The following is a 24,190-nucleotide window of genomic DNA, read 5'->3' as shown; positions in this document are numbered from 1 at the left end:
TTTTAAACGTTCAATACATTTAAGTTGGGTTAATTAACCCGTTAATTGCTTTGTTGTGGATTTTTATTTCTAAAATTGGGATTTGAAAATCGATTTTGTGGAAAAATTATGCTTGCAAGCTGGTTTTTTGAATGTTAAAAATACAGCCACTGAACACACATTTAGTAAATTAAGATGCAAATTACACATTCAATTACATTAAAACTAAACCTCTTACTGATTAAATCAGTGAGCGGGGCTTAGTGTATTTGCATTTGTAGAACATTAAAAAACCCCGCAACCGCGGGGTTTTTTTTATCTCGCTAATGGGTCATTGGGAACGAGGACAGTTTATGAAAGATAAGGTTTGGATTTTTGACACAACGTTACGTGATGGTGAGCAAGCATTAAAAGCAAGCCTAACCGAAGACGACAAAATTCAACTTGCGCATACCATTAGCCGCTTAAATGTGGATGTAATGGAAGTAGGTTTTCCGGTATCTAGCCCGGCAGATTTTCGCTCTGTACAGCGAATTGCGACTGAAGTGAAAGGGCCAATTATCTGTGGCTTAGCACGTGCTGTAGCAAAAGATATTGAAGCATGTGGTGAAGCACTTCGCCCGGCAGAGCAGGGCCGTATTCATACTTTTATCGCAACCAGCCCATTACATCTTGAGCACAAATTACGTATGAGTTTAGACGATGCAACGGCAATGGCTGTTAAGTCGATTAAACTTGCTCGTAACTACACGGATGACGTTGAATTTTCATGTGAAGATGCTGGCCGCACGCCACACTGGGATTTATGCCGCATCGTTGAGAGTGCCATTGATGCGGGTGCATCAACCATCAACTTACCTGATACCGTAGGCTATGTAACACCTGACGAATATGCAGCGATGATTCATCACTTAATGAACAATGTACCAAACATCGACAAGGCGCGTTTAAGTGTGCATTGCCATAATGATTTAGGTTTAGCGGTTGCTAACTCAATTGCTGCGGTACAAGCCGGTGCGCGTCAAATCGAATGTACTATTAATGGTATTGGTGAACGTGCAGGTAACTGTTCGCTTGAAGAAGTGGCGATGATCATGAAGATGCGTGAAGACCACTTAAAAGTGCATACCGATATTCGCAGTGAAGAAATTTATCGTGCTTCGCGCCAAGTCGCGAAGATTTGTAATATGCCTGTGCAACCAAACAAAGCAATTGTCGGCGAAAATGCCTTTGCACACAGTTCAGGAATTCACCAAGACGGCGTATTAAAAGCGCAAAACACGTACGAAATTATGTCGCCAGAAAGTGTCGGTGTACCTAATAACCAATTAAACATGACTTCGCGTTCAGGTCGTCATGTTATTGAGCATCGTTTAGAGGAGTTAGGCTATCAAAAATCTGATTACGACATGGATAGCTTATACACTAGCTTCTTAGCATTAGCAGACCAAAAAGGCACTGTGTATGACTACGACTTAGAAGCGATGATTTACTTCAATCAAATCAAAGATAAAGACGAGAAGTATCAACTTGAATTTGTTAACTCTACGTCTAACTCACAATCAGTAGCGAGCTCAACAATCGGTATGACAATTGATGGCGAGTCTAAGCAAGAGGCGGCAACAGGTAATGGCCCTGTTGAAGCATCATTCTTAGCAATTGAGCGCTTAACGGGTATGTCGGTCGAAATGATTGAATACAACCTAGAAGCAACAGGCCAAGGCGCCAGCTCGCTTGGGCAAGTGAACATTATTGCTAAATACGATGGTCGCCCTTATCACGGTGCGGGCATTGCAGCGGATGTGGTTGAAGCGTCAGTACGCGCCATGATCCGTGTTTATAACTTAATTTATCGTGCACAAAAAGTGTCTGATTTAAAACAACAGAGGAAAGCAGGATGAGTCAATCGAATTACAGTATCGCAGTATTAGCAGGCGACGGGATTGGTCCAGAAGTTATGGCTGCAGCAGAAACCGTCTTGGATGCTGTAAGCGAAAAATTTGGTTTTACTTTGACTCGTCATCACCACGCGATTGGTGGTGCTGCCATCGATGAGTTTGGTCAGGCACTGCCGCAAAGCACATTGAGCGCATGCGAAAATGCTGATGCGATTTTATTTGGTTCGGTAGGCGGCCCTAAGTGGGAAAACTTACCACCGAACGAGCAACCAGAGCGCGCGTCACTGCTGCCACTGCGTAAGCATTTTGGTTTGTTCTGTAATTTACGCCCAGCACAATTATTACCAGCACTAAGTGCTGCGTCACCGCTCCGTGCAGATATCAGTGCACAAGGCTTTGATATCTTATGTGTGCGTGAGTTAACCGGCGGTATTTATTTCGGTGAAAAAGGCCGTAGTGGCGAAGGTGATCAAGAAGCAGCTTTCGATACCCAGACCTATTCACGTAAAGAAATTGAGCGCATCGCACGCTTTGCATTTGAAGCTGCAAAGCTGCGTAGTAATCACGTTACTTCAGTTGATAAAGCGAATGTATTAGCGACCAGCGTACTTTGGCGTGAAGTGGTCTCTGAAGTGAGCAAAGACTACCCAGAAGTAAGCCTAGACTACATTTATGTTGATAACGCGGCAATGCAATTAGTGAAACAGCCAAGCCAGTTTGATGTACTACTTTGCGATAACCTATTTGGTGACATTTTGTCTGATGAGTGCGCGATGATCACAGGCTCTATGGGGTTATTGCCATCAGCGAGTTTAAATCAGTCTGGCTTTGGTTTGTATGAACCTGCTGGTGGCTCAGCACCAGATATCGCGGGTAAAGGGGTTGCAAACCCAATCGCACAAATTTTAAGTGCTGCGCTTATGCTGCGCTACTCACTAGGTCAAGATGAAGCGGCTCGCACGATTGAAAAAGCGGTAGCAGAAGCGGTTGAGGCCGGTGTTGGTACGCCAGATATCTACCCAAATGCAGGATACACCACCAGTGATGTTGCTGCGGCAATTGTGGCACGTATTTAATTAAAAATTGTTTGCGCTGAGCTCGTCACTCAGCGTAACTAAAATGAGGGAATAGCAAGTGGCCCAAACCTTATACGATAAAATTTGGCAAGCTCATGTAGTCGCCAGTATTAATGATCAAACCGATTTACTTTATATCGACCGTCACCTAGTTCATGAAGTTACTTCGCCGCAAGCCTTTGCTGGTTTACGTGAGAAAAACCGCAAAGTACGTTGCCCAGAAAAGACCTTTGCAACCATGGACCATAACGTTTCAACAAAAAGCCGCTCATTAGATGCAGCCAGTGAAGTGTCGAAAAACCAATTAATGGCACTGGATGCAAACTGTAAAGAGTTTGGTATTCAACTTTATGATTTAAATTCTATTAACCAAGGTATTGTGCATGTAATGGGGCCTGAGCAAGGCATAACTTTACCTGGCACAACCATTGTTTGTGGTGACAGCCATACCTCTACCCATGGTGCATTTGGTGCACTAGCGCACGGTATTGGTACTTCAGAAGTTGAGCATGTACTAGCCACTCAAACGCTACAGCAGAAAAAAGCCAAGTCGTTAAAAATTCAAATTAATGGTCGCCTTCGTCCAACCGTTACTGCAAAAGATTTAATCATGGCAGTGATCGGTAAATTAGGAACTGCTGGTGGTACTGGCTATGTTGCCGAATTTTGTGGTGAAGGAATCGAAGCGCTGTCTATGGAAGCCCGTATGACGCTTTGTAATATGAGTATTGAAATGGGCGCAAAAGCGGGTTTAATCGCACCAGATCAAACAACTTATGATTATTTAAAAGGACGCCCATTTGCACCAAAAGGTGCTGACTTTGATAGTGCTGTTGCCTACTGGCAAACGCTAAAAACAGATGAAGGCGCACAATTTGACCATGTTGTTGAATTGGAAGCTGCTGATATTCAACCGCAAATTACTTGGGGTACCAGCCCTGAGCAAGTCATTGGCGTAGATGAATTCATTCCTGATCCTGAGCAAGAGCCAGATCTAATTAAAGCCGATGCAATTCGCAGCGCACTAAAATATATGGGTTTAAAAGCTGGCGATAAATTGTCTTCAGCAACTGTTGATACCGTATTTATTGGCTCATGTACGAATAGCCGTATTGAAGATTTACGTGCTGCTGCGCAAATTGTAGAAGGTAAGCAAGTTGCAGCGGGTGTTGAAGCACTGATTGTTCCAGGCTCTGGCCTTGTAAAAAAACAAGCTGAAGACGAAGGTCTTGCAGATATCTTCAAAGCAGCTGGCTTTGAATGGCGTGAGCCTGGTTGTTCAATGTGCTTAGCAATGAATGACGACAGATTAGAAGCCGGTAAACGCTGTGCTTCTACATCAAATCGTAACTTTGAAGGACGCCAAGGTCGCGGTGGACGCACTCACTTAGTGAGCCCAGCAATGGCAGCGGCAGCGGCAATTCACGGTCGTTTTGTTGATATCAGAGGAGAAGCCTAATGAGCGTATTTTTTAGTGGCTTAATGGCCCCGTTAGATAAAAACAATGTTGATACTGACCAAATTATTCCAAAGCAGTTTTTAACGTCGACCAGCCGTGATGGTTTTGATGCGGCGCTTTTTTACGATTGGCGTTATTTAGATAACGGCGAGCCAAACCCTGAGTTTATTTTGAACCGCCCTTGTTACCAAGGTGCGCAAATTCTTTTAACTCGCGACAATTTTGGTTGTGGTTCATCGCGTGAGCACGCGCCATGGGCATTAAAGCAATATGGTTTTGAAGTTATCTTAGCGGAAAGTTTTGCCGATATTTTCTTTAATAACTGCGGCAATAACCAAATGCTTGCTATCGCATTACCTGCAGAAACACTTGAGCAATTATTTGTGCTGAGTGAACAGCATGATGATATTCATATCGAAGTTGATTTAGAAAACCAACAACTTCGTAGCGATAAGTTTGACACTATTCACTTTGATATTCGCCATGACATTAAAGAGCGTTTATTAAGTGGCTTAGATTTTATCGGTGTGACTGAAACACTTAACAGCCAAATTGGTGCTTTTGAGAAGCAACTAGCAGCAGAGCGCCCTTGGCAATAACCTGTTTTTCCATGTGAACCTAAACGCGGCCAAGGCCGCGTTTTTTGTTATTTATCGTAATTGTTTTCTTTCTAAGCTTTAAACCATTAGCCTAAGCAAAATTTTATTTAGGGAACACACCATGAAATACTTAGTGGCATCGATGCTCGTGGCAGCATCATTAGTAGCGGCTGCACGACCTGCGCCGTTAGTGTCAATTCCAAGCCATGATGGCTTTTTTGACAACATTGCAGCCCATTGCGGTAAAGCTTACGAAGGTAAAGTGAGCGTTGATAACGTGGCTGGTCCAAGCTCGTTTGCGGGCAAAAAGTTAGTAATGCATGTACGTCGTTGTAACGAGCGTGAGTTACAAGTGCCATTTCATGTGGGTGATGATGCATCTCGTACTTGGATCATCACAAAAACTGGCAGTGGTTTGAGTTTAAAGCATGACCATCGCCATAAAGATGGCAGCGATGATAAATCAACCATGTATGGTGGTCATACCCTTGATGCTGGCTTTGCTAACGCGCAGTCGTTCCCGGCTGATCAATATTCAAAAGAGTTGTTTGTTAGCCAAGGTATTCCCCAATCAATGGGTAACACGTGGCAAATGTATATTTATCCTAAGCAATTTACTTATCGCTTAGTACGTGAAGGACGTGAGTTTCGCGTTGATTTTGACTTAACTAAACCTATCACGCCGCCAAGCGCGCCGTGGGGATATGAAGACTAGTATTATTTAGCTTCGTCTTCACACTGTAAAACAACCGTTAAAGGTGGCTGATAGGCGCGTGGTTTAGTTGGAAAACGTTCATACTCCTGCACCCCATCAGTCACTCTTAGCATAAATGGTTTGTCTCTACATAAGCGGTTTGCATGGCGCAGTAAGAATACGCTTTGATTGCGAAAGTGCTTGTAGTCGTCAGACTGAATTTCGAGGTGGTAGCGGCCGTCGGCTAATGCAGTTTGGTTATAATGGACTTTCTCGTCAAAATCATAGAGTTTTTCTGTTTCGCCTTTTGCAGCTTGCGCATAACTGCACCCCGCTAATATTAAAAAGGCGCTGATTAATAGTGCTTGTGTACTTCTCACTTCACTCATAAACACTTAACTCCATGTGATTAATACCTTGTTTCATCGTGATGTTGAACCTGAATTAGCATCCATAGTCAAACTAAGGTAACGTTATGTCTTACATGTAGTTTAACACCCAAAAAGGGAAAATGTGATGCTCAATAAAATAAAACAGCTGTTTTCAGCTTTGAACGATACCCAATCTAATATTTCTGAGCATGACCTAAAAACCGCCGTTGCTGCGTTATTAATTGAGGTTATGCGAGCAGATGATGAGTTACAAGATGATGAGCAACAGACCCTGAATGAGACCTTAAAGAAGTACTTTTCTCTTACCGATGAAGAGGTTCAAGAGTTAGTTGCAAGTGCGTCTCAGCACCTTGATGATGCGATAGATTATTTTCAGTTTTCAAAACAAATCAATGCCCAATGCAGTGCCGAGCAGCGTATTGATATCATCGAGCTGTTGTGGCGTTTAGCCTACGCAGATGGCAATTTAGATAAGCATGAAGAAATGGTTATTCGCCGCGTTGCAAGCTTACTGTATGTAACCCACGAAGATTTTATCGCTGCTAAGCTAGCAGCGACAAAACTAAGTTAGCAATTATTTATTTAATTTGCTCGCTACGCTCACAAGTTGCTGGGCAAGGCTCGCAACTTGCTCGGCTGTATCAGCATCGCTGATGCGGCCTTGTTCATCTAGTTTTGTGTGGATAGCAGAAACTGCTAATTGATCAGCAAGTATGATACTGCCAATTCCTGATAAAATATCACGTACGTGATTTAAACCTCGTAAGCCGCCTAAACCACCTGGCGAAGCTGCATAAAGCGCCGTGATTTTATTACGAAATGCTGGAACCGCGCCTTGCTCTGTACGGGATGCCCAATCGATTGCGTTTTTAAGTGGTGCTGTAATTGAACCATTATACTCTGGACTAGCTAATAAAATGCCGTCAGCAGCGCGAAGCTTATCTTTTAACAATTGTGCGCCAGCTGGCGTGCCTTGCGCTTCAATATCTTCATCAAATAAAGGCAAGTTTAAATCGCTTAGTTTTATCACTTCTACTTCTGCACCACTTTCGAGGGCGAAGCGTGCAGCTTCATTAATCAGTTTTTGATTAAAGCTGTCTTTACGTAGACTGCCTGCTAGGGCAATAATTTTTGGTGCTGTCATGATGGCTTCCTTTTTTAAGCTTCACTGTTGTTGATACACTCACGGCTGATACGTTCACTGTAGCAAAAAACAGCTTGCAGAAAAGCCCAATAAACGCAAAACTTATGTGCGTATATGCACACAAGGAGCCGCTATGGCGATTCAATTTGATGATTGGCAAGATGTAAAAGTTGCTTACGAGGTGGCAAGGCTCGGTACGTTAACCGCTGCTGCCGAATCACTGGGGGTTCATCACAGCACGGTTCTAAGACGAATTAATAATTTAGAAGACAACCTTGATGCGCGGCTATTCCACCGCCATGCCCGTGGTTATACAGTGACAGAAATTGGCGCTAAGTTATTTGCTACAGCTAAATCGATTAACGTTGAGCTTGATAAACTTCACAACGATATAATTGCTGCTGACAGTCAGTTGCGAGGGAGTTTATTATTAACCACTGTCAGTGGTTTTATTGATGTGCTGAGTGATGTGTGTGAGCAGTTTCAAAATCTGCATCCACAAGTGCAGCTCGAAGTTATTCTTGATCAAAACCGTTTACGCCTTGATCATGGTCAGGCGCACATCGCTGTGCGAGCAGGCCCTCGCCCTGATGAAGGCGACTATATTGCTCAGCATTTAGCTGAGCTTTCGTCGGGGTTTTATGCCTCAAAAAGTTATATTGAAAAGTACGGCATGCCAAAGAATATTCAGCAGTTACAGCAGCATAGTTTTGTTTCTGGAGTGGCTGGCTATAACGGTAAAGTGCCTTATTTTGCATGGGTTGATCAGCATATTGAATCAGCGCAAATTAAGTTACGTGTATCTGAAACCTCGGAAGCCACGCGGGCTATTGTTAGAGGCTTGGGGATCGGTGGTTTACAGCATGAAGTGGCGAGCCAATACCCTGATTTGCTGCCTGTACTTCCTAAAGAGCTGAGCTGGCCAACAGACCTTTGGCTGGTGACACACCATTTGGTACATCGCACAGCCAAAGTACAAGCATTTAGCCAACTTTTAAAAGCCTATTTTAAAGCGTTAAAAGCTTAAACAGATTTTTTAATGCTAATGCCTAGCCGTTTGGCTAGGCGCACAAGGTTGGCTCTATCAACGCTTAAACTGCGCGCTGTGGCAGCCCAGTTTAGGTTGTGTAGTTCAAGTTGCTGCATGATAAGCTGATAGCTAAAAGCATCGGTTGCCTCTTTGAGCGATAAGCCAGTGATTTTTTGTTCGTTAACAGCATCTGGGCTTGGTGTAGCAATCGCAGTTTTATCAATATCACAATGCTGAGGCTCGATTGTGACAATGCTTTGTTGCCATTGATGTTGCTTTGCTTTGAGTGCAGCACGACTAATGACATGTTCAAGCTCTCTCACATTTCCAGGCCAATCATATTGGCGTAGTAGTAATTGTGTATCAATACTGAGTTTAAGTTGTTTAATGCCAAGCTTTTTAGACGTTTGCTCAATAAAAAAACCCGCGAGTAAAATAACATCGTTATCGCGCTCTTTTAATGGTGCAACATGCAATGGGTAGACGCTTAATCGGTGATAAAGGTCTGCACGAAAGCGTCCTGCAGCTACTTCTTGCTTTAAATCTCGGTTGGTTGCCGCAATCACTCTGACATCGACATAGCGGCTTTGGTCTTCCCCCACCGTTTGTACTTCACCGCTTTGTAAAACGCGTAATAGCTTACTTTGCATAGCGAGCGGAAGTTCGCCAATTTCATCTAAAAATAAGGTACCGCCATCGGCGAGTTGAAACTTACCCTGACGAGCAGTATGTGCGCCAGTAAATGCCCCTTTACTGTGACCAAAAAACTCACTCTCTGCCAAATTTTCAGGTAATGATGCGCAGTTTAGGTGGATCAACGGCATATCACGGCGCTTAGAGTTTAAATGGATATTACGCGCAACCAATTCTTTACCAACCCCAGTGTCTCCTTGAATTAATACGCTAAATTCTGAGGCAGCAACCAGCTGGATATCATTTTTAAGAGTCGTCATGGCTTGGCTATTGCCAATAATTTCAACACCTTCTCGCGTGAGTGCCTCGATATTAAGCTGCTGTGCAACTTGGTGGCTATGCTGTGCGTGTTGCCTAAAGTGCTGCAAGGTCAGGGCATGCTCAACATAGCCTGCTGCAAGTTGTTTCAATTGATTGAGCTCGTTAATAGTTAAAGCGTCAAAGGCATGTTCATCTAAGCTATCAAAGGTTAAAACGCCAAGCAGTTCGCTACTAGCTTTTGTGCTAAATAGCGGCACGCCCATGCAGGCATGAACTGGAAAGTCGCCATGCTGGCTTTCTAATAAGCCGTCATAGGGATCAGGGAGACCACAATCTTTGGCGAATTTAAGGGGCTCAGTACCTCGGCATATTTCAAATAAGCGAGGATGCTCCATAATTTTAAAACGCCTTCCTAACGTATCGTCCGAGAGTCCTTGCTGGGCTACGGGCTTTAATACATCGCCTTGTTTTAATAATAAGGCGACTGCATCACATTCAACCCAATCATTAATGCAACTCAATAAATAGCTGAAATTGTGATCAACACTGCTTGCTTTCGTAAGGGCAAGTGCAACATCAAGAATTGATTTTTTGAGTGGCATGTCAATTTGACCTGAATATGTTTTTTTGATGCTTTTGATAGTGTGTCATTTTGACATTTTTATCAAGTATTTAATTTTAATGTATTGATATTTATTGGTTTTTATTTTTGGCTCGAACTGTGCAATAGCTAAGGAAATTAAACGCTGAGAGCCCTAATGAAAGTCATTAACTTAACTGAACCTATGCCAAGTAGTATTAAATTTTATCAAATCAATCAGTGGCCGTTATGGGCATTAGCATTTAGGCCTTTTTTCTTGGCTGCTAGTGTTCTAGCTGTGTTTGCAATGAGTTACTGGTTATTAATTTTGGCGGGAGTTGCGCATTGGTATTTAGCATTGCCGGCAACCCTTTGGCATGCTCATGAAATGTTGTTTGGCTTTGCTGGCATAGTTGCTATGGGATTTTTGCTAACCGCTGCGCAAACATGGACAGGCGTCCCTAGTGTCAGTGGCATTAAGCTTTGTTTGCTCAGTGTTATCTGGCTTGCTGCAAGGCTTAGTTTTTTTATTGATATTGCTGGGGTCGAACAGCTAAACCTTTATATTGTAAGTATATTGCAGCTAGCATGGTGGCTGGCTGGGATTATTATTCTAGCTGACATGCTGATACAAGCGAAAAGTAACCACAACTATTTATTTATCGTTATCACATCTTTGCTTTGTGCGCTAAATATGATTTTTTTGAGCTTAGTTGTGCTTAATAAAATGTCGCTTGCGCTTAGTGTTGTTGATACTGGCGTGCTGATCATGACTCTTCTAGTTGGCGTTCTAGCTGGTCGAGTCGTGCCGTTTTTTACCGCGCGAGGTCTTAACTTGAGTGAGCAAGTTAGAACGCCAAAGCTTGATAAATTAGTTGTGTTTAGCTCATTTTTTGCCATTACATGGTTCTTTATGAGTCAGCTGTTTTTTAGTGCGATGAGCACTGGTTGGATTTTTGCTTGGCTTGCTAGTTTACATGCCACAAGGTGTGTTTTGTGGTGGCAAAGAGGGGTTTTAAAAGTACCTCTGCTTTGGTCATTGCACTTAGCTTATTGGGCTTTATCTGTGGGTTTAGGACTCATTGCATTAAGTTTTTATAGTGCCAGTATTTTATTCAAAGACGCACTTCACCTGATCACTGTCGGCACCATTGGCTTGATGATAATTGCCATGATGGTGCGTGTATCTCATGGCCATACTGGCAGGGCACTGCAAGTCCCTACGTTTATTAGTATGGCATTCGTATTGATTGCTTTCGCTGCCATTGTACGCTCGGTACTTCCTCCTTTTTTAGGTCACCATCTTACATGGCAGTTAAGTGCTTTGTTGTGGGTTGTTGGCTTTAGCTTATTTTTATTTCATTGTGCGCCCATCTTAGTGAATCGTCGTGTTGATGGTCGCCGCGGTTAAACTCTCTAATAGGAAAAACTATGTTATCTGAAAAAACGATCCAGATTGTTAAAAGTACTTTGCCGTTGCTTGCAGAAGCAGGACCTCAAGTTACTGAGTATTTTTATGATCGTATGTTTAGCTACAATCCAGAGCTTAGAAATATTTTTAATATGACTCACCAGCAATCAGGTACTCAACAATTTGCGTTGTTTAATGCCTTGGCTGCCTATGCTGCAAATATTGATAATTTGGCAGTATTGAAAGGTACGCTTGCGCGTATTAACCATAAACACACCAGTTACCATATTTTGCCAGAACATTACCCCATTGTTGGTGGGCATTTGATTGCAACTTTAAAAGAGTTACTGCCTGAGCAATTTACGCCTGAGGTCGAGTATGCTTGGCGTGAAGCCTATTCCCTATTGGCTGATGTATGTATCAACGAGGAGATGGCGTTATATCAAAAAAACAAAAAGGCAACGGGCGGCTGGTTTGGTACCCGCACTTTCACGATTACAGAAAAACGTATGGAATCTGCGCAAATTTGTAGTTTTACATTAACGCCTACTGATGCAAAGCCTGTTGTAGCGTATTTACCGGGTCAATATTTAGGGATTAAAGTAACGCCAGCGAAGAGTGATTTAACTCAAGTTAGGCAATACTCTTTATCGCAGCAAAGTAATGGCCGCAATTATCGCATTAGCGTGAAAAAAGAAGGTTTAGTGTCTAATTATTTACACAGTTTAAGTGAGGGTGATGAAGTAGAAATTTATCCACCCGCAGGCGATTTTGTGCTTCGTGAAATTGATTCCCCTATTGTGCTAATTTCGGCGGGTGTTGGTCAAACTCCATTGATGGCGATGCTTGAAACATTATTGAGCAATCAACATAGCAAGCCAATCCATTACTTGCATGCTTGTGATAGTCAAACGCAGTTTGCCTTTAAAGAGTATTTATTTAAGCAACAGCAAGCGCACGCTTCATTACATTGTGTTACCTGGTTTAAGGATGGCAAGGGAGGGGACTTTGCGGGCTTAATGGATGTAAATCACATTGCTGATAACTTACCAATTAGCGAGGCTGACTTTTACCTATGTGGTCCAATCGCATTTATGGCAATGATAAAAGAGCAGCTGCTAAGTTTAGGGGTTGCAAGTGAACGAATTCATTATGAGGTGTTTGGACCTCACCAAACGCTATAATGAAAAAAGGCGCAGCTTTTGCTGCGCCTTTTGTTAGTTTACTTTGCACTCTACATTAGGTAGTGGAATACGTAGCTCTTTTTTAGGGTAGTAAAGTAGGCATTGCTCACCTGATTTTTGTAAAACAAATTTCTCAGAAGGAATTGCATGAGCGCCCATAATAGGGAGGCCATCCGGCCCTTTGTTGGTGCCGTGATCAATCAATAGCTCTGAACTTTTAGTAAATACATTGTCGGCTAGTGTGACGATAGCACCACCTTTGGCGGATTGAATAGCCTGCTGTAACTCCGTAATCACACCTGGATTTACGCGAACAAGCGTAGCATCTTGCGGTTGCTCCGCTTGGGTACTTTTACAGCCCGCTAAGCTTGCCAGTAAAGTGCAGGTTAATAACAGTGTTTTATTCATTATTACCTTCCTTCGCTGGTAGCGGACGGGTTAAATCCATATTATTTTTGTAAAGCGGCTGCTTAATTGTAAGTGGTAGCCCTGTTTCTTGAATTGCTTGTGATGTAAAGCTTGGTTGCTTAGCACTTGAGGACTCCACCACAATTGGGCAGGTATTATTTTCAATGTGATAAAGCGCGGTTGCTAATAAGCTCTCTTCGCTATCACCTAGTTTGTGATCAAAGTCATCTGTAACCTCGCAGCCTTTTATGTCCGCATCAAACTGGGGGGAAGGTGTTGGTTTAAATCCATCGGCGTATTCCCCAAAGCCTTTATAGTTTGCGCCTGAAAATTGGATTGTATAATAAGTGGTTGCGCAGTTATGTGTTGGTGTAAAACCATAGGGTTTCCCGCAGGTGGTGCCACCGATTAAGATTACCTCCGCATCAATGCCTTTTAAACCATTAATAAACGCCTCAGATGCAGAGCAGGTGTTATCGGTACTTAACACATACACTTTTGATAAATTTAGATCTGGCAGACTATTACCCGTTGTTCTGTAGGTAGAGTAATCAATTTCAAGGTCGATAAATGGATATGGATCATCTTGCGGCTGTTTGTCGTTTTGAATCGTTTGATAGTAATAGAAATCATCGGTATTAGCAGGACCCGCAACCATATATGCAAGCTGCGATGAAAGCGCTAATAAACCGCCGCCGTTATATCTAAAATCGATAACCAACTCATCAATATTATCAGCTTTGAACTTATTCACAGCACTTATCAGTTCAGGTTGAGCAATGCTGATAAAGCTATTAAATTGCATATACCCAACTTTTGTACCGTTCTCAGTTGTTAAGGTATCAACATTCTGAACGGGCGTTTGAGCAATATTACCGGCTACTAGAGTAAAGGATTTTTCAGTACCATCATTACTGCGTACAACAAAGTTATGGGCGTCACCGGCCGTAGGCCCAAATAGCGCTTCATTTAAAATATCTACGCCTTGTTGGGTATTAGTGTCAATACTAACGTCGTCAACCATTAAAATAGTATCACCGCGTTGTAACCCTGCATTTGCAGCAGGTGAGTCATCCTCTAAATAGGCAACACGTAGCTCTCGTGGCGGAACATTACTGATAAATACCCAGTTAATTCCATAACCTGAAACAACCCCAGATTGAGCTTCTTTAAAATACTCTTCAGTAGGTCTGCTAAAATGAAAGTTATCTTTAAAAGAACCCGAGTCCGTCGTTTCGAATGTTTTTAACTGGTCGAAATAAGCGGCGACAGAGCTGAAATTATCAGGATTGTTGTCTTCTATTTCGTCGTACCAAAGGTAGGTTTCGTCACTCCATGAACGTAACCACATCTTCTCGGTAAACTCAGAGCCAGCAGTATCTGGGTAAGGCTGATTATTGTTATAAGGATCATTGCCTGTTCGTGGTACGGCGCATTGATCTTTAAATTCACTTGATGGCTCAAAAACACCAGCGGTCCAAGTGGGTTCTGAACTTGTTGGTGGCGGGTTTGTTGTGTTGTTATTGCTCGAAGAGCCACCGCCGCCACCGCAGCCAGATAGAGACGCGCCTGAGACTGCTAAAAATATTGCTAAGGCGAGTTTATTATTGTTAAACATATTTGCTTCCTTTCCGATAGTATTTCTTAAAAATTAGCAATTACTGTATCTGAAAGCAATAAATTGTAGCGCCTCAAATGTAAATGAATGTGCTTTTAGTTATAAAGACTTACGGTTACTAATTTCAGCTACTTTGAGCTTCTGCCATGACTCAAATAGCTTACGTTGTTTGTTAGATATTTTTAAGCCATAGGTTTTTTGCATATAAAAGTAGGTATCGGCTATTTGCTTTCTTGCATAAATCGGTGGCTCAAATACACGTTGCTTAAAATCGATTTTTACTGGGCAAGCTCCATAACTGGCACTAGATGTTGCGACTATTCCGTAGCGAAAATTAGAACGGTCTGCATTGATCTCGCCAATAGCTGGAGCGAGGTTATTTATGTCGGCTTCCATTTGACGAAATTTTTCACTGACCTTAATGCAGTTTTTACGTCCGCCATCCTGCCAGCATTGTAATTGATGACCAAACTCCCACGCAGGTACTATATGCTCCCATTCTATTCTTTTTGCTCGAGCGTTTTCGTTTCCTGAGCGGGTAATGGCGTTTCTTGGAATATAACCACAAGCTTCAGGGTCTGGTACAAGCTTTTTACCTTGGCGCTTTATATCGCAGCCACAATATAAGCTTTTACTATTGCTCGGTAGATTCTTAATTAAGTGCTTTTTTGCACTGTAAAAGCTCGAAAATTGTTTAGCGGATACAGGGAAAGTAAAAATTAAACAAAGGGTTAAATATAGAAATAAACGCATATCCATCACATCAGTGAACTACAGGAGCAGCCATTTTAGAGCTACTATTCTAAAAAGGAAAAGTTTTTCAACTCAGCTATAGTTGTTAGGCCGTTTTATTAGAGGAATTACAACTATGTTATTAGGTGCCTTTTCTGTAAGTTTAAATGTGAAAGATATCCATGCTTCAAAGCAGTTTTATGAAAAACTAGGCTTTAAAGAATTTGCCGGCGAAATCGAGCAGCATTGGTTAATAATGAAAAATGGTGAACATTTAATAGGTTTGTTTCAAGGCATGTTTGATAAAACCATGCTGACCTTTAACCCAGGCTGGGATCAAAATGCTGAGGCACTTGTAGAGTTTGCCACTTTTGAGCAATTAGCCGCGCATTTTCAGCAACAAGGGTTAGAAATACAAAAAGCCGGTGACGCGAGTTTTATTATCACCGACCCAGATGGCAACCCTATTTTGATTGACCAGCACGTTTAGCAGGCTTTTTACGTTTTAAGCGAATGTTCTGTAGCAATAAAATAATCCCCGTAATACAAAACAGTACGCTGGTGGCCGAAAAGCTAATTAGAAGTGGGTTATTAAAGTTTTCGCGCTCATCATAATCCATGATGTGTAGCATCCAGAAAAAGTCGAAAATGCGCCATAGGGAGCTGCGCACTGTAATGACTTTACCGGTTTGGCTATCTAAATATAAGGTTGTTGTCAGCCAATCATCAAAACTCACTTGCCAAACATTGGCCTTGTGAGCCACTTCTCTTGGTCCTTTGGTTAACAGCTGTGCTTGCGTGATATTTGCGTTAATAAGTAAGTGAGTTCTCGCGTTTTCAATTATTTGTGCTTTATTCGGCGCAGGCATTTTATCACCTGTTCTGCCATCAAAATTAAAGGAGCCGCTCGGTGCCGTGACTTCTATGATTGGCGACTCTAAAAAGTGGCTGTACTTGATACTTTCAATTTGTTCAAATTGTGCCGTTATTTTATCGATAGAAGCAGAGTAGTCTGACACTAAGAAAGGGTTACTTAGACTGCGATTTGCTAGATGTTTTCCATGCACTTTTTCAAGCGGCAATGAACTCATTACAAGCCCACCTAATAGCCAAAAAAAGATCTGCAAAGCAAGTAAATAGCCTAGCCATTTATGCCCTTTACGAGCATATTTGAACATGCGTTTATTCATTACCACCCCGTTATTATTGTTATATGGGCGCTATTTTAGGTTGTTTAGCTGTATTGCCAATGCGGCAAAATGTCGCATTAACTGTATTCTAGATTTGGTATATATACAAAACTGAGTTAAAGTTTCAGTCGATATCAATAGAGGATAAAAACGAGAGTATGTCGGAAATTCAATTTTTAAATGTAGATCTGGAGCTTGAATCAAAGCACGATATTAGTGCGCTTGTTGCTGATTTGAAGAAAAACGCTATGGTTTTACATTATGACCAAGATGAATACCGTCAACTTGCACGCATTGAAGCAACTGCAGATATCAGCTCTCCAGACAAAGCGATTAACCAGCTTTGCGAATTAATTGAATCTTGCTCGCGCAATGCATTAAAGCAGTGGTTATCTTGTTCAAAACGTACATTTGATTTAGGTTTTGAATCGGGTAACTCGCCAAAGTGCTTTAACCAACCCCTGCATGCAGATACCTTGTTACGTATCTCAGCAATTGGCGCAGGGATTGAAATTACTATTTATCCAGTCGAAAAGTAAACTGAATTTAGCGCTCTACGACTGCTGCGGTCATTCTTGATACGCAGCACAGCTCCCCAGCAGCATTGGTAATTTTGATATCCCAAACAGAGGTGCGCTTACCTAAATGAAGTGGTCTGGCCGTTGCCGTTAATGTCCCTTTTCGAGACGCTTTTATGTGGTTGGCATTAATCTCTTGACCAACAGCATAGAATTTATTGAAATCAATCACAAAGTTAGCTGCATAGCTTGCCACTGTTTCTGCTAACACAACGTTTGCTCCGCCATGAACCATGCCCATAGGGTTATGGTGTTCAGGAATTGCAGGCATGGTGGCCACTAAATAATCATCGCCAATTTCAGTCACCTCAATACCCATCGTTTTCATTAAAGTGCCTTGCCCGGTTACTCCTTGTTCCAAGTCTTTACATTGCTCCAGCGTGATTGGATGGTGCCAAATACTCATTGTGTTTCCTTAACATGCGAATTAAAGCTAATACCTTATGGCATCTTTCATTGCGGTTCAATGTTAGTTTTGTAGCAATATGATGGAGTTAATTTAAATTTGCGATTTTCAAATAACTGTATATACTCACAGTTAAATGTACTGTATGGAAAACCAGTTGTATGCGCCCATTAACTAAACGCCAATCGCAAATCTTAGAACTAATTAAAGTCTTTATTAAAGATACAGGCATGCCGCCAACACGCGCTGAAATAGCTCAAACATTGGGTTTTAAAAGTGCCAACGCCGCTGAAGAACATCTAAAAGCACTGGCAAAAAAAGGCATGATCAAAATGAAGCCTGGAGCGAGTCGTGGTATTCAGTTGATTGAAGAAGATGAACCTGAGCAGTTAGGTTTACCTTTGATTGGCCGTGTTGCAGCTGGTGAGCCAATTTTGGCTCAGGAGCATGTCGAAAGTCATTGCCAAGTTGACCCTACGTTATTTAAACCAGCCGCTGACTTTTTACTACGTGTAAATGGCATGAGTATGAAAGATATTGGTATTATGGACGGTGACTTGCTTGCAGTACATAGAACGCAAGTTGCTGAAAATGGGCAAGTTGTTGTAGCTCGAGTTGATGAAGATGTAACTGTTAAGCGGCTAGAAAAAGCAGGTCGGAAAGTACTTTTACACGCTGAAAACGAAGAGTTCTCACCTATTGAGGTTGACCTTGAGCATGAATCTTTCAATATTGAAGGGTTAGCTGTAGGAGTCATTCGTAACGCTGACTGGATGTAGTTGTCCCTTATTTGGTGCGCTAAATTGACTCAATTTGGTGCGCCATTGTGATTTTGCCACTTAATTAGGATTTGTGAATCCTTACTCTTTATTTAAAGCCTTATATGGCGCAGTTTTCCTCTCTTTTTGTATATTCTTCGTAAACCATAACATTAAATAACGCGCTGATTATAGTTGTTATTTCTGCACCAAAATAAACATTTATTATCACTAAAACTTGCTTATTGGTCATTTTTTAACTAATTGGTTAAAGCAATGTATTAACACCTGATTAATAAAAAGACACAAAAATGTGCGAGGTGTTAGACAGGGGGCCAGTATCATAAGTGAGTTAAAATGATACGTAGTCGCTCTGAACAATAAAAAAAACGAATGGGCACCTTGCTGTATCGCCTTTTCGCTTTGCGTCTTGCAATAGCATCTAAAGGAGCCGTCACATGGGTAAACTGCGTTACGCCTTGTGGCTTATATTGGTTGCACTCCCAGAAATTGTATTGGCAAATAGTCAATACAATATGCGAAAAGGGGTGACTGATATAAGTAATAATGTTTATGAGTTACACATGACGATATTTATTATCTGTTGTGTAATCGGCATCATCGTATTTGCGGTGATGTTTTGGGCTTTAATACACCACCGTAAATCTAAAGGGGCCAAGCCTGCCCAATTTCATGAAAGTACAAAAGTTGAAATACTTTGGACTGCCATTCCATTTGTCATCTTAATAGCCATGGCTGTGCCTGCCACAAAAACTCTCATTGCTATGGAAGATGCCTCTAAAGCTGATATCACAATTAAAGTGACAGGCTCGCAATGGAAGTGGCATTACGAATATATGGGTGAAGATATAGCCTATTACTCAATCCTATCTACACCAAAAGATCAAATAGACAATCAGGCAGAAAAAACGGAGCATTATTTGCTTGAGGTAGATAAACCGCTAGTGCTTCCTATCAATAAAAAAGTCCGCTTTTTAATGACCTCAGACGATGTTATCCATTCGTGGTGGGTTCCTGATTTTGCAGTTAAAAAGGACGCAAACCCTGGATTTATCAATGAAGCGTGGACACGTATTAACGAACCAGGTGTTTACCGTGGTCAATGTGCAGAACTATGCGGTAAAGATCATGGTTTTATGCCTGTTGTGGTGAAAGCCTTACCTGAAGATGAATTTGCTAATTGGCTTGCAGATGCTAAGGAAGAAAAGGCTAATGCAGCAGCCGCTGATGCTGCTTTGCTTGATCAAACATTACCTAAAGAAGAGCTTATGGTCTTAGGTGAGCAAGTGTATATGGCAAGTTGTGCTGCATGTCACCAGCCTACTGGTATGGGCTTACCAGGCGTGTTTCCTGCACTTAAAGGCAGTCCCATTGTATTAGGTGATGTAAAAGATCACATAGATATCGTGTTACATGGCCGCCCTGGTACGGCGATGCAAGCGTTTGATAAGCAGCTTTCAATTAAGCAACTTGCTGCGGTTATTACCTATAAGCGAAATGCATGGGGTAATGATACCGGCGATGTGATCCAACCGAGTCAAATTCAAGCCGCGATTGATGCAGCAGCGGAGGCGAAATAATGAGTAACGTTATTAATGAGCAAGCAACTGGGCATGCGCATCACGATCATCATCATCCTGCTAAAGGTTTTAAGCGTTGGCTTTACACCACCAATCATAAAGACATCGGGAGTTTATACCTGATTTTTTCTCTTACCATGTTCTTGATTGGTGGAGCGATGGCTATGGTGATCCGCGCTGAACTATTTCAGCCAGGATTACAGTTAGTTGATCCGCACTTTTTTAACCAAATGACCACGGTACATGGTTTGATCATGGTATTTGGCGCCGTTATGCCCGCATTTACTGGGCTTGCTAACTGGATGGTGCCTATGATGATTGGTGCACCTGATATGGCACTGCCACGCATGAACAACTGGAGCTTTTGGATATTACCTTTCGCATTTTTAATCCTGTTGGCTTCGTTACTGATGCCAGGTGGTGGTCCTGCGTTTGGCTGGACATTCTACGCACCACTCTCCACCACTTATAGTAACGATAACACTGCACTGTTTGTATTTGCCATACATATCATGGGTATTAGCTCAATTATGGGGGCGATTAACGTTATCGTGACTATCGTCAATCTAAGAGCGCCGGGTATGACTTGGATGAAGCTTCCGCTATTTGTTTGGACTTGGTTAATCACAGCATTCTTATTGATCGCTGTTATGCCTGTTTTAGCTGGGGCTGTCACTATGGTGCTGACAGATAAATACTTTGCAACAAGCTTTTTTGATGCAGCCGGTGGTGGTGATCCTGTGATGTTCCAGCACATTTTCTGGTTCTTCGGTCACCCCGAAGTGTACATCATGATTTTGCCAGCCTTTGGGATTATTTCGACTATTGTGCCGACCTTCTCACGCAAAAAGTTATTTGGCTATGCTTCTATGGTGTATGCAACCTCATCCATTGCGCTGCTGAGCTTCATCGTTTGGGCACATCATATGTTTACCACAGGCATGCCTGTAGCCGGCGAGTTGTTTTTCATGTACGCCACAATGCTCATTTCTGTGCCAACGGGCGTTAAAGTGTTTAACTGGGTAGCCACCATGTGGCGCGGTTCAATTAGCTTTGAAATTCCGATGATGTTTGCCATCGCCTTTATTGTGTTATTCACATTAGGTGGTTTCTCTGGCTTGATGCTTGCCATTACACCGGCAGATTTCCAGTATCACGATACCTATTTTGTGGTGGCACACTTCCATTATGTGCTCGTGACAGGAGCCGTGTTCTCAATTATGGCGGGAGCCTATTATTGGTTACCGAAATGGACTGGCAACATGTACAACGAAACGCTGGCGAAATGGCATTTCTGGCTATCGCTAATCAGTGTCAACGTGCTGTTCTTCCCTATGCACTTTGTTGGCCTTGCCGGTATGCCGCGTCGTATTCCTGACTATGCTCTGCAATTCGCTGACTTTAACGCCATTATCAGTATTGGTGGTTTTGCATTTGGCTTATCGCAACTGTTGTTTGTGTTGGTGGTATTTAAATGTGCTCGAGGTGGTGAGAAAGCGCCAGCCAAAGTATGGGATGGAGCTGAAGGTTTAGAGTGGGAAGTTGATTCTCCAGCGCCTTATCACACTTTTGAAACACCGCCGGAGATTAAGTAATGAACCATGCACCTTTGCTAAAAAAACTGCTGATTACATGCTTGCTCATGTTCGCATTTGCTTTTGCAATGGTGCCGCTTTACGACGTGTTTTGCGACGTTACAGGGTTGAATGGTAAGCCATCATTAGAAAAAGCGAACGCGAGTGAATCAATAAATACACAGCGTCAAGTTGATGTCAGCTTTACGACTCACGCTCAAAGCGGCGCGCCATTTAAGGTGCAGTCTGAGCAATACAGCGTGGCGGTACAACCTGGTGCCATGCGTGAAGTTAAATTCTCAGCAAAAAATACCAGTAATGAAGACAAAGTCATGCAAGCAATTCCATCGGTATCACCGGGAAAAGCGGCAAAGTATTTACATAAAATCGCCTGTTTTTGCTTTGATCAGCAGCCAATGAAAGCCGGTGAAGAAATGGAATTTACCTTGTTGTTTTATGTTGATACTGAGTTACCCGACGATGTTGAGGAACTGACATTGTCGTATACCGTGTTTGATATTAGCGGGCATGTTGTGGCTAAAAACGATTAAAAGCCGCCAAGCTAATTGCTAATTGGGAGCAAACAAAATGAATCAAAACTACGAAAAATACTATGTTCCAGCACAAAGCCCTTGGCCAATAGTGGGCGCCATCGCGATGTTTTTAATTGCTGTCGGTGCTGGTTTAACTGTGATGCAAGTCAGTGGTGAAGGCAGTAATGGCCAGTATGTATTGTATCTTGGCATTGCCATATTAATTTATATGGTTTTTAGTTGGTTTAAAAACGTTATTGAAGAGTCTCATAAAGGGCTTTACTCAGCACAAATGGACCGCTCATTCCGACAAGGTATGAGCTGGTTTATATTCTCTGAGGTCATGTTTTTTATGGCATTTTTTGGCGCTCTTTTTTACGCTCGAATGATTTCAGTGCCTTGGCTTGGGGGCGCTGGTAATAATGCCATGACCAACGAAGTACTCTGGCCAACCTTTGAAGCTGTATGGCCGCTGTTAACCACGCCATCGGGCGAGACAACACAGGCTATGGGCTGGCAAGGTCTCCCCCTGATCAATACGCTTATTCTACTTACCTCTTCGGTCACAATTCACTTTGCTCATGTTGCTATGGAAAATAATAAACGCGGCGCTCTTAAGGTATTTTTATCTTTAACCGTGCTGTTAGGTGTGATTTTCCTTGGCTTACAAGTTTACGAGTATATGCATGCTTATCGTGATTTAGGGTTAACCCTTGATGCGGGTGTTTATGGGAATACCTTTTTCTTGTTAACGGGCTTTCACGGTATGCACGTGACATTAGGAACCATCATTTTATTCGTGGTTTTGCTAAGAATTTTTAAAGGTCACTTTACGAGTGAAAAGCATTTTGCCTTTCAAGCGGCTGCTTGGTATTGGCACTTTGTTGATGTGGTGTGGTTGTGTTTATTTGTATTTGTGTACGTGCTGTAGCTTTGTGAAGCGGCGAGGGGTTGGTGTGAATAAAGCCCAATTTCATTGCGGCAATAATGAGGATCAGCACAATACCTGAAAACAGCACTCGACGACCTAGGTAATGCGACATAGGTTTCGAGTGCTCTTTTGCTGACATCATCACAAACAGCGCTCTAAATAGGTTGAACAGAATATAAAGTAATAACAAAACAATAATGATTTTAATCATATTAGGTAATCCAAATGCAGTTAATTTTATGGCGTAAACAAAAGCTTAGCTCAATTATCGCAATTTGCGTTGTGATACTAGCAGTGCTTATTTGTTTACGACTAAGCGTTTGGCAATACCAACGAGGCGAGCAAAAACAGCAGCAACTAAGCCAGTTGGCCGTTTCGAAAGAACAAGGAATTTTGAGCTGGCAAGCGCTGCAAAGTCTACCTACAGAGCTAAATAAAACGGGTTTGCAAGTTAAGGTCTCTGGCGAGGTAAATAAACAACAGTACTGGCTGCTTGATAATCAAATCTATCAGGGACAAGTGGGCTATGACTTACTTGTAGCTATGACTATTGCAGGTGAAACCGCACCTTTAATTGTTAACTTTGGTTGGCTAAAAGCCCCTACAAACCGGAGCCAATTGCCAACAGTTGTGTGGCCAGAATCAACACGTTTTACGGCCACAGTGCAATTGAAACAAGGCAACTTGCAAGGTTTTACGCTTGCCGATGAGATTGGTGCAGAACAAGGGTGGCCAAAGCGAATTCAAGGTATTGATTTAGCAATTTTGAGTACTCAATTAGCAATGCCCTTACAAGGCTTTATTGGTTATCGCAATGAAGCTGATGGTATCGCAACTCCGCATTATCAGAGTGTCGTGATGGGGCCAGATAAACATTACGCCTATGCCGTACAGTGGTTATTAATTGGCTTAGCTTGTGTGGTTATTGCTTATTTTGCGATGAGAAGGAGAGGTTATGAAAATAAACCCGCTTAGTTTATTCGTTTTATGCTGTTTTGTGCCGCTGGCACTTGCTTATGCAGCATTGAAGCTTGAGTGGTTACCAAGTGGTTCGAGTAATCATGGTGAGCTTTTAAGTGAAGAAGTTAAATTAGCTGATTGGCAACAAGGTGAGCCCAAACAATGGACTATTGCGCTTAATTATCCAAAGGAGTGCAATGAAGTATGTGAAAACCAATTAGCAAGCCTAGATAACCTATACGTCGCTTTAGGTAAAAATCAGCAAAAAGTGGATGTGGCGGTACTGACAAATCAACAGCAGATATCGGCAAACTGGCGTCAATTGGTGGTAAGTCCAGCGCTCAAAGCGGGAGATTTATATTTGGTTGATCACATGGGCTTAGTGGTTTTGCATTACCCCTACAAGGCTGAGCCTGAACAAAACAGACTTATTCAAAAAGGCTTACTTAAAGACTTAAAAAAACTACTTAACTACGCGCGTTCAAGTTAAACCTCATCAAG

27 protein-coding genes are annotated in these 24,190 nt (G+C 42.2%); 18 read left to right on the top strand and 9 right to left on the bottom strand.

Features of this window, described 5'->3' with window-relative positions; translation table 11 throughout:
- The first annotated feature begins 332 nt into the window (after positions 1-332).
- The 5 genes from leuA to QUE86_RS06620 all read left to right on the top strand — a co-directional run bounded on the left by leuA (position 333) and on the right by QUE86_RS06620 (position 5,726).
- A complete protein-coding gene (gene leuA / locus QUE86_RS06640; RefSeq protein WP_062564775.1) occupies positions 333-1,880 on the top strand; it encodes a 2-isopropylmalate synthase in 1,548 nt (515 codons plus the stop codon).
- Positions 1,877-2,953 (top strand): 3-isopropylmalate dehydrogenase, encoded by a 1,077-nt coding sequence (gene leuB / locus QUE86_RS06635; RefSeq protein ID WP_130050298.1) that lies wholly within the window; start codon positions 1,877-1,879, stop codon positions 2,951-2,953. Before leuA ends, leuB begins: the two co-directional genes overlap by 4 nt.
- Before the next feature lie 58 nt (positions 2,954-3,011).
- On the top strand, positions 3,012-4,412 hold the full coding sequence (leuC, locus tag QUE86_RS06630) for a 3-isopropylmalate dehydratase large subunit (protein WP_130050299.1): 1,401 nt from the start codon (positions 3,012-3,014) through the stop codon (positions 4,410-4,412).
- Positions 4,412-5,011, top strand: coding sequence for a 3-isopropylmalate dehydratase small subunit (gene leuD, locus QUE86_RS06625; RefSeq protein ID WP_130050300.1), 600 nt, complete (start codon positions 4,412-4,414; stop codon positions 5,009-5,011). Before leuC ends, leuD begins: the two co-directional genes overlap by 1 nt.
- A gap of 121 nt (positions 5,012-5,132) precedes the next feature.
- Complete coding sequence (locus tag QUE86_RS06620; RefSeq protein ID WP_286260046.1) at positions 5,133-5,726, top strand: hypothetical protein; 594 nt, start codon at positions 5,133-5,135, stop codon at positions 5,724-5,726.
- 2 nt (positions 5,727-5,728) lie between these two features.
- On the opposite strand, the gene QUE86_RS06615 is transcribed toward QUE86_RS06620, so the two are convergent.
- The gene (locus QUE86_RS06615) at positions 5,729-6,094 is read right to left on the bottom strand and encodes a hypothetical protein (RefSeq protein ID WP_130050302.1); all 366 of its coding nucleotides are present in this window, start codon (positions 6,092-6,094) and stop codon (positions 5,729-5,731) included.
- A gap of 127 nt (positions 6,095-6,221) precedes the next feature.
- Between QUE86_RS06615 and QUE86_RS06610 the strand changes: the two genes are divergently transcribed.
- The gene (locus QUE86_RS06610) at positions 6,222-6,668 is read left to right on the top strand and encodes a tellurite resistance TerB family protein (protein WP_130050303.1); all 447 of its coding nucleotides are present in this window, start codon (positions 6,222-6,224) and stop codon (positions 6,666-6,668) included.
- Positions 6,669-6,671: 3 nt separating this feature from the next.
- On the opposite strand, the gene QUE86_RS06605 is transcribed toward QUE86_RS06610, so the two are convergent.
- A complete protein-coding gene (locus QUE86_RS06605) occupies positions 6,672-7,241 on the bottom strand; it encodes an NADPH-dependent FMN reductase (protein WP_130050304.1) in 570 nt (189 codons plus the stop codon).
- A gap of 133 nt (positions 7,242-7,374) precedes the next feature.
- Here QUE86_RS06605 and QUE86_RS06600 point away from each other — a divergent pair, with 133 nt between their 5' ends.
- Positions 7,375-8,268, top strand: coding sequence for a LysR family transcriptional regulator (locus tag QUE86_RS06600; RefSeq protein WP_130050305.1), 894 nt, complete (start codon positions 7,375-7,377; stop codon positions 8,266-8,268).
- On the opposite strand, the gene norR is transcribed toward QUE86_RS06600, so the two are convergent.
- On the bottom strand, positions 8,265-9,827 hold the full coding sequence (gene norR, locus QUE86_RS06595; RefSeq protein ID WP_286260043.1) for a nitric oxide reductase transcriptional regulator NorR: 1,563 nt from the start codon (positions 9,825-9,827) through the stop codon (positions 8,265-8,267). The genes QUE86_RS06600 and norR overlap by 4 nt on opposite strands.
- Positions 9,828-9,983: 156 nt before the next feature.
- On the opposite strand from norR, the gene QUE86_RS06590 reads away from it, so the two are divergent.
- Both QUE86_RS06590 and hmpA read left to right on the top strand, forming a co-directional pair.
- The gene (locus tag QUE86_RS06590; RefSeq protein WP_130050307.1) at positions 9,984-11,216 is read left to right on the top strand and encodes an NnrS family protein; all 1,233 of its coding nucleotides are present in this window, start codon (positions 9,984-9,986) and stop codon (positions 11,214-11,216) included.
- A gap of 20 nt (positions 11,217-11,236) precedes the next feature.
- A complete protein-coding gene (gene hmpA, locus QUE86_RS06585) occupies positions 11,237-12,400 on the top strand; it encodes an NO-inducible flavohemoprotein (RefSeq protein WP_286260041.1) in 1,164 nt (387 codons plus the stop codon).
- Positions 12,401-12,433: 33 nt separating this feature from the next.
- Here the strand turns inward: hmpA and QUE86_RS06580 are convergent, their stop codons facing one another.
- The 3 genes from QUE86_RS06580 to QUE86_RS06570 all read right to left on the bottom strand — a co-directional run bounded on the left by QUE86_RS06580 (position 12,434) and on the right by QUE86_RS06570 (position 15,185).
- Positions 12,434-12,808 carry a hypothetical protein gene (locus QUE86_RS06580; protein WP_286260039.1) on the bottom strand — a complete coding sequence of 125 codons (375 nt, stop codon included), beginning with the start codon at positions 12,806-12,808 and terminating at the stop codon, positions 12,434-12,436.
- Positions 12,801-14,426 (bottom strand): S41 family peptidase, encoded by a 1,626-nt coding sequence (locus QUE86_RS06575; protein ID WP_130050310.1) that lies wholly within the window; start codon positions 14,424-14,426, stop codon positions 12,801-12,803. The genes QUE86_RS06580 and QUE86_RS06575 overlap by 8 nt, the downstream gene beginning before the upstream one ends.
- Positions 14,427-14,525: 99 nt before the next feature.
- Positions 14,526-15,185 (bottom strand): endonuclease, encoded by a 660-nt coding sequence (locus QUE86_RS06570; RefSeq protein ID WP_434784475.1) that lies wholly within the window; start codon positions 15,183-15,185, stop codon positions 14,526-14,528.
- Positions 15,186-15,294: 109 nt separating this feature from the next.
- On the opposite strand from QUE86_RS06570, the gene QUE86_RS06565 reads away from it, so the two are divergent.
- Positions 15,295-15,648 carry a VOC family protein gene (locus tag QUE86_RS06565; protein WP_130050311.1) on the top strand — a complete coding sequence of 118 codons (354 nt, stop codon included), beginning with the start codon at positions 15,295-15,297 and terminating at the stop codon, positions 15,646-15,648.
- Here QUE86_RS06565 and QUE86_RS06560 read toward each other — a convergent pair.
- On the bottom strand, positions 15,623-16,348 hold the full coding sequence (locus QUE86_RS06560; protein ID WP_130050312.1) for a hypothetical protein: 726 nt from the start codon (positions 16,346-16,348) through the stop codon (positions 15,623-15,625). The genes QUE86_RS06565 and QUE86_RS06560 overlap by 26 nt on opposite strands.
- Positions 16,349-16,506: 158 nt before the next feature.
- On the opposite strand from QUE86_RS06560, the gene QUE86_RS06555 reads away from it, so the two are divergent.
- A complete protein-coding gene (locus tag QUE86_RS06555; RefSeq protein ID WP_130050313.1) occupies positions 16,507-16,887 on the top strand; it encodes a hypothetical protein in 381 nt (126 codons plus the stop codon).
- 7 nt (positions 16,888-16,894) lie between these two features.
- Here the strand turns inward: QUE86_RS06555 and QUE86_RS06550 are convergent, their stop codons facing one another.
- Positions 16,895-17,332, bottom strand: a complete 438-nt coding sequence (locus tag QUE86_RS06550; RefSeq protein ID WP_130050314.1) for a PaaI family thioesterase — start codon at positions 17,330-17,332, stop codon at positions 16,895-16,897.
- 161 nt (positions 17,333-17,493) lie between these two features.
- Between QUE86_RS06550 and lexA the strand changes: the two genes are divergently transcribed.
- The 5 genes from lexA to QUE86_RS06525 all read left to right on the top strand — a co-directional run bounded on the left by lexA (position 17,494) and on the right by QUE86_RS06525 (position 22,729).
- Positions 17,494-18,111, top strand: coding sequence for a transcriptional repressor LexA (lexA, locus tag QUE86_RS06545; protein ID WP_130050315.1), 618 nt, complete (start codon positions 17,494-17,496; stop codon positions 18,109-18,111).
- 437 nt (positions 18,112-18,548) lie between these two features.
- Positions 18,549-19,691 (top strand): cytochrome c oxidase subunit II, encoded by a 1,143-nt coding sequence (coxB, locus tag QUE86_RS06540; RefSeq protein WP_167658435.1) that lies wholly within the window; start codon positions 18,549-18,551, stop codon positions 19,689-19,691.
- A complete protein-coding gene (gene ctaD, locus QUE86_RS06535) occupies positions 19,691-21,286 on the top strand; it encodes a cytochrome c oxidase subunit I (RefSeq protein WP_130050317.1) in 1,596 nt (531 codons plus the stop codon). Before coxB ends, ctaD begins: the two co-directional genes overlap by 1 nt.
- Positions 21,286-21,816, top strand: coding sequence for a cytochrome c oxidase assembly protein (locus tag QUE86_RS06530; RefSeq protein ID WP_286260029.1), 531 nt, complete (start codon positions 21,286-21,288; stop codon positions 21,814-21,816). Before ctaD ends, QUE86_RS06530 begins: the two co-directional genes overlap by 1 nt.
- Positions 21,817-21,853: 37 nt before the next feature.
- Positions 21,854-22,729, top strand: a complete 876-nt coding sequence (locus QUE86_RS06525) for a cytochrome c oxidase subunit 3 (protein ID WP_130050318.1) — start codon at positions 21,854-21,856, stop codon at positions 22,727-22,729.
- Here the strand turns inward: QUE86_RS06525 and QUE86_RS20030 are convergent.
- Positions 22,629-22,940: a DUF2909 domain-containing protein gene (locus QUE86_RS20030; protein WP_167658433.1), complete on the bottom strand. Its 312-nt coding sequence runs from the start codon at positions 22,938-22,940 to the stop codon at positions 22,629-22,631. The genes QUE86_RS06525 and QUE86_RS20030 overlap by 101 nt on opposite strands.
- Before the next feature lie 14 nt (positions 22,941-22,954).
- On the opposite strand from QUE86_RS20030, the gene QUE86_RS06515 reads away from it, so the two are divergent.
- Positions 22,955-23,704 carry an SURF1 family protein gene (locus QUE86_RS06515; RefSeq protein ID WP_130050320.1) on the top strand — a complete coding sequence of 250 codons (750 nt, stop codon included), beginning with the start codon at positions 22,955-22,957 and terminating at the stop codon, positions 23,702-23,704.
- On the top strand, positions 23,685-24,179 hold the full coding sequence (locus QUE86_RS06510; RefSeq protein WP_167658432.1) for a redox-active disulfide-containing membrane protein: 495 nt from the start codon (positions 23,685-23,687) through the stop codon (positions 24,177-24,179). The genes QUE86_RS06515 and QUE86_RS06510 overlap by 20 nt, the downstream gene beginning before the upstream one ends.
- The last annotated feature ends 11 nt before the right edge of the window (positions 24,180-24,190 follow it).

The sequence above is a fragment of the Pseudoalteromonas apostichopi genome, from assembly GCF_030297135.1.
GTDB lineage: Bacteria > Pseudomonadota > Gammaproteobacteria > Enterobacterales > Alteromonadaceae > Pseudoalteromonas > Pseudoalteromonas apostichopi.
Note: the sequence above shows the minus strand (reverse complement) of the source record. Positions and strands in the feature narration are given on the sequence as shown.

Bases quoted from the DNA above. Each gene is read 5' to 3' on its own strand.
- leuA (WP_062564775.1), top strand. From the start codon at position 333: ATGAAAGATAAGGTTTGGATTTTTGACACAACGTTACGTGATGGTGAG.
- leuB (WP_130050298.1), top strand. From the start codon at position 1,877: ATGAGTCAATCGAATTACAGTATCGCAGTATTAGCAGGCGACGGGATT.
- leuD (WP_130050300.1), top strand. From the start codon at position 4,412: ATGAGCGTATTTTTTAGTGGCTTAATGGCCCCGTTAGATAAAAACAAT.
- QUE86_RS06620 (WP_286260046.1), top strand. From the start codon at position 5,133: ATGAAATACTTAGTGGCATCGATGCTCGTGGCAGCATCATTAGTAGCG.
- QUE86_RS06615 (WP_130050302.1), bottom strand. From the start codon at position 6,094: ATGAGTGAAGTGAGAAGTACACAAGCACTATTAATCAGCGCCTTTTTA.
- QUE86_RS06610 (WP_130050303.1), top strand. From the start codon at position 6,222: ATGCTCAATAAAATAAAACAGCTGTTTTCAGCTTTGAACGATACCCAA.
- QUE86_RS06605 (WP_130050304.1), bottom strand. From the start codon at position 7,241: ATGACAGCACCAAAAATTATTGCCCTAGCAGGCAGTCTACGTAAAGAC.
- QUE86_RS06600 (WP_130050305.1), top strand. From the start codon at position 7,375: ATGGCGATTCAATTTGATGATTGGCAAGATGTAAAAGTTGCTTACGAG.
- norR (WP_286260043.1), bottom strand. From the start codon at position 9,827: ATGCCACTCAAAAAATCAATTCTTGATGTTGCACTTGCCCTTACGAAA.
- QUE86_RS06590 (WP_130050307.1), top strand. From the start codon at position 9,984: ATGAAAGTCATTAACTTAACTGAACCTATGCCAAGTAGTATTAAATTT.
- hmpA (WP_286260041.1), top strand. From the start codon at position 11,237: ATGTTATCTGAAAAAACGATCCAGATTGTTAAAAGTACTTTGCCGTTG.
- QUE86_RS06580 (WP_286260039.1), bottom strand. From the start codon at position 12,808: ATGAATAAAACACTGTTATTAACCTGCACTTTACTGGCAAGCTTAGCG.
- QUE86_RS06575 (WP_130050310.1), bottom strand. From the start codon at position 14,426: ATGTTTAACAATAATAAACTCGCCTTAGCAATATTTTTAGCAGTCTCA.
- QUE86_RS06570 (WP_434784475.1), bottom strand. From the start codon at position 15,185: ATGGATATGCGTTTATTTCTATATTTAACCCTTTGTTTAATTTTTACT.
- QUE86_RS06565 (WP_130050311.1), top strand. From the start codon at position 15,295: ATGTTATTAGGTGCCTTTTCTGTAAGTTTAAATGTGAAAGATATCCAT.
- QUE86_RS06560 (WP_130050312.1), bottom strand. From the start codon at position 16,348: ATGAATAAACGCATGTTCAAATATGCTCGTAAAGGGCATAAATGGCTA.
- QUE86_RS06555 (WP_130050313.1), top strand. From the start codon at position 16,507: ATGTCGGAAATTCAATTTTTAAATGTAGATCTGGAGCTTGAATCAAAG.
- QUE86_RS06550 (WP_130050314.1), bottom strand. From the start codon at position 17,332: ATGAGTATTTGGCACCATCCAATCACGCTGGAGCAATGTAAAGACTTG.
- lexA (WP_130050315.1), top strand. From the start codon at position 17,494: ATGCGCCCATTAACTAAACGCCAATCGCAAATCTTAGAACTAATTAAA.
- coxB (WP_167658435.1), top strand. From the start codon at position 18,549: ATGGGTAAACTGCGTTACGCCTTGTGGCTTATATTGGTTGCACTCCCA.
- ctaD (WP_130050317.1), top strand. From the start codon at position 19,691: ATGAGTAACGTTATTAATGAGCAAGCAACTGGGCATGCGCATCACGAT.
- QUE86_RS06530 (WP_286260029.1), top strand. From the start codon at position 21,286: ATGAACCATGCACCTTTGCTAAAAAAACTGCTGATTACATGCTTGCTC.
- QUE86_RS06525 (WP_130050318.1), top strand. From the start codon at position 21,854: ATGAATCAAAACTACGAAAAATACTATGTTCCAGCACAAAGCCCTTGG.
- QUE86_RS20030 (WP_167658433.1), bottom strand. From the start codon at position 22,940: ATGATTAAAATCATTATTGTTTTGTTATTACTTTATATTCTGTTCAAC.
- QUE86_RS06515 (WP_130050320.1), top strand. From the start codon at position 22,955: ATGCAGTTAATTTTATGGCGTAAACAAAAGCTTAGCTCAATTATCGCA.
- QUE86_RS06510 (WP_167658432.1), top strand. From the start codon at position 23,685: ATGAAAATAAACCCGCTTAGTTTATTCGTTTTATGCTGTTTTGTGCCG.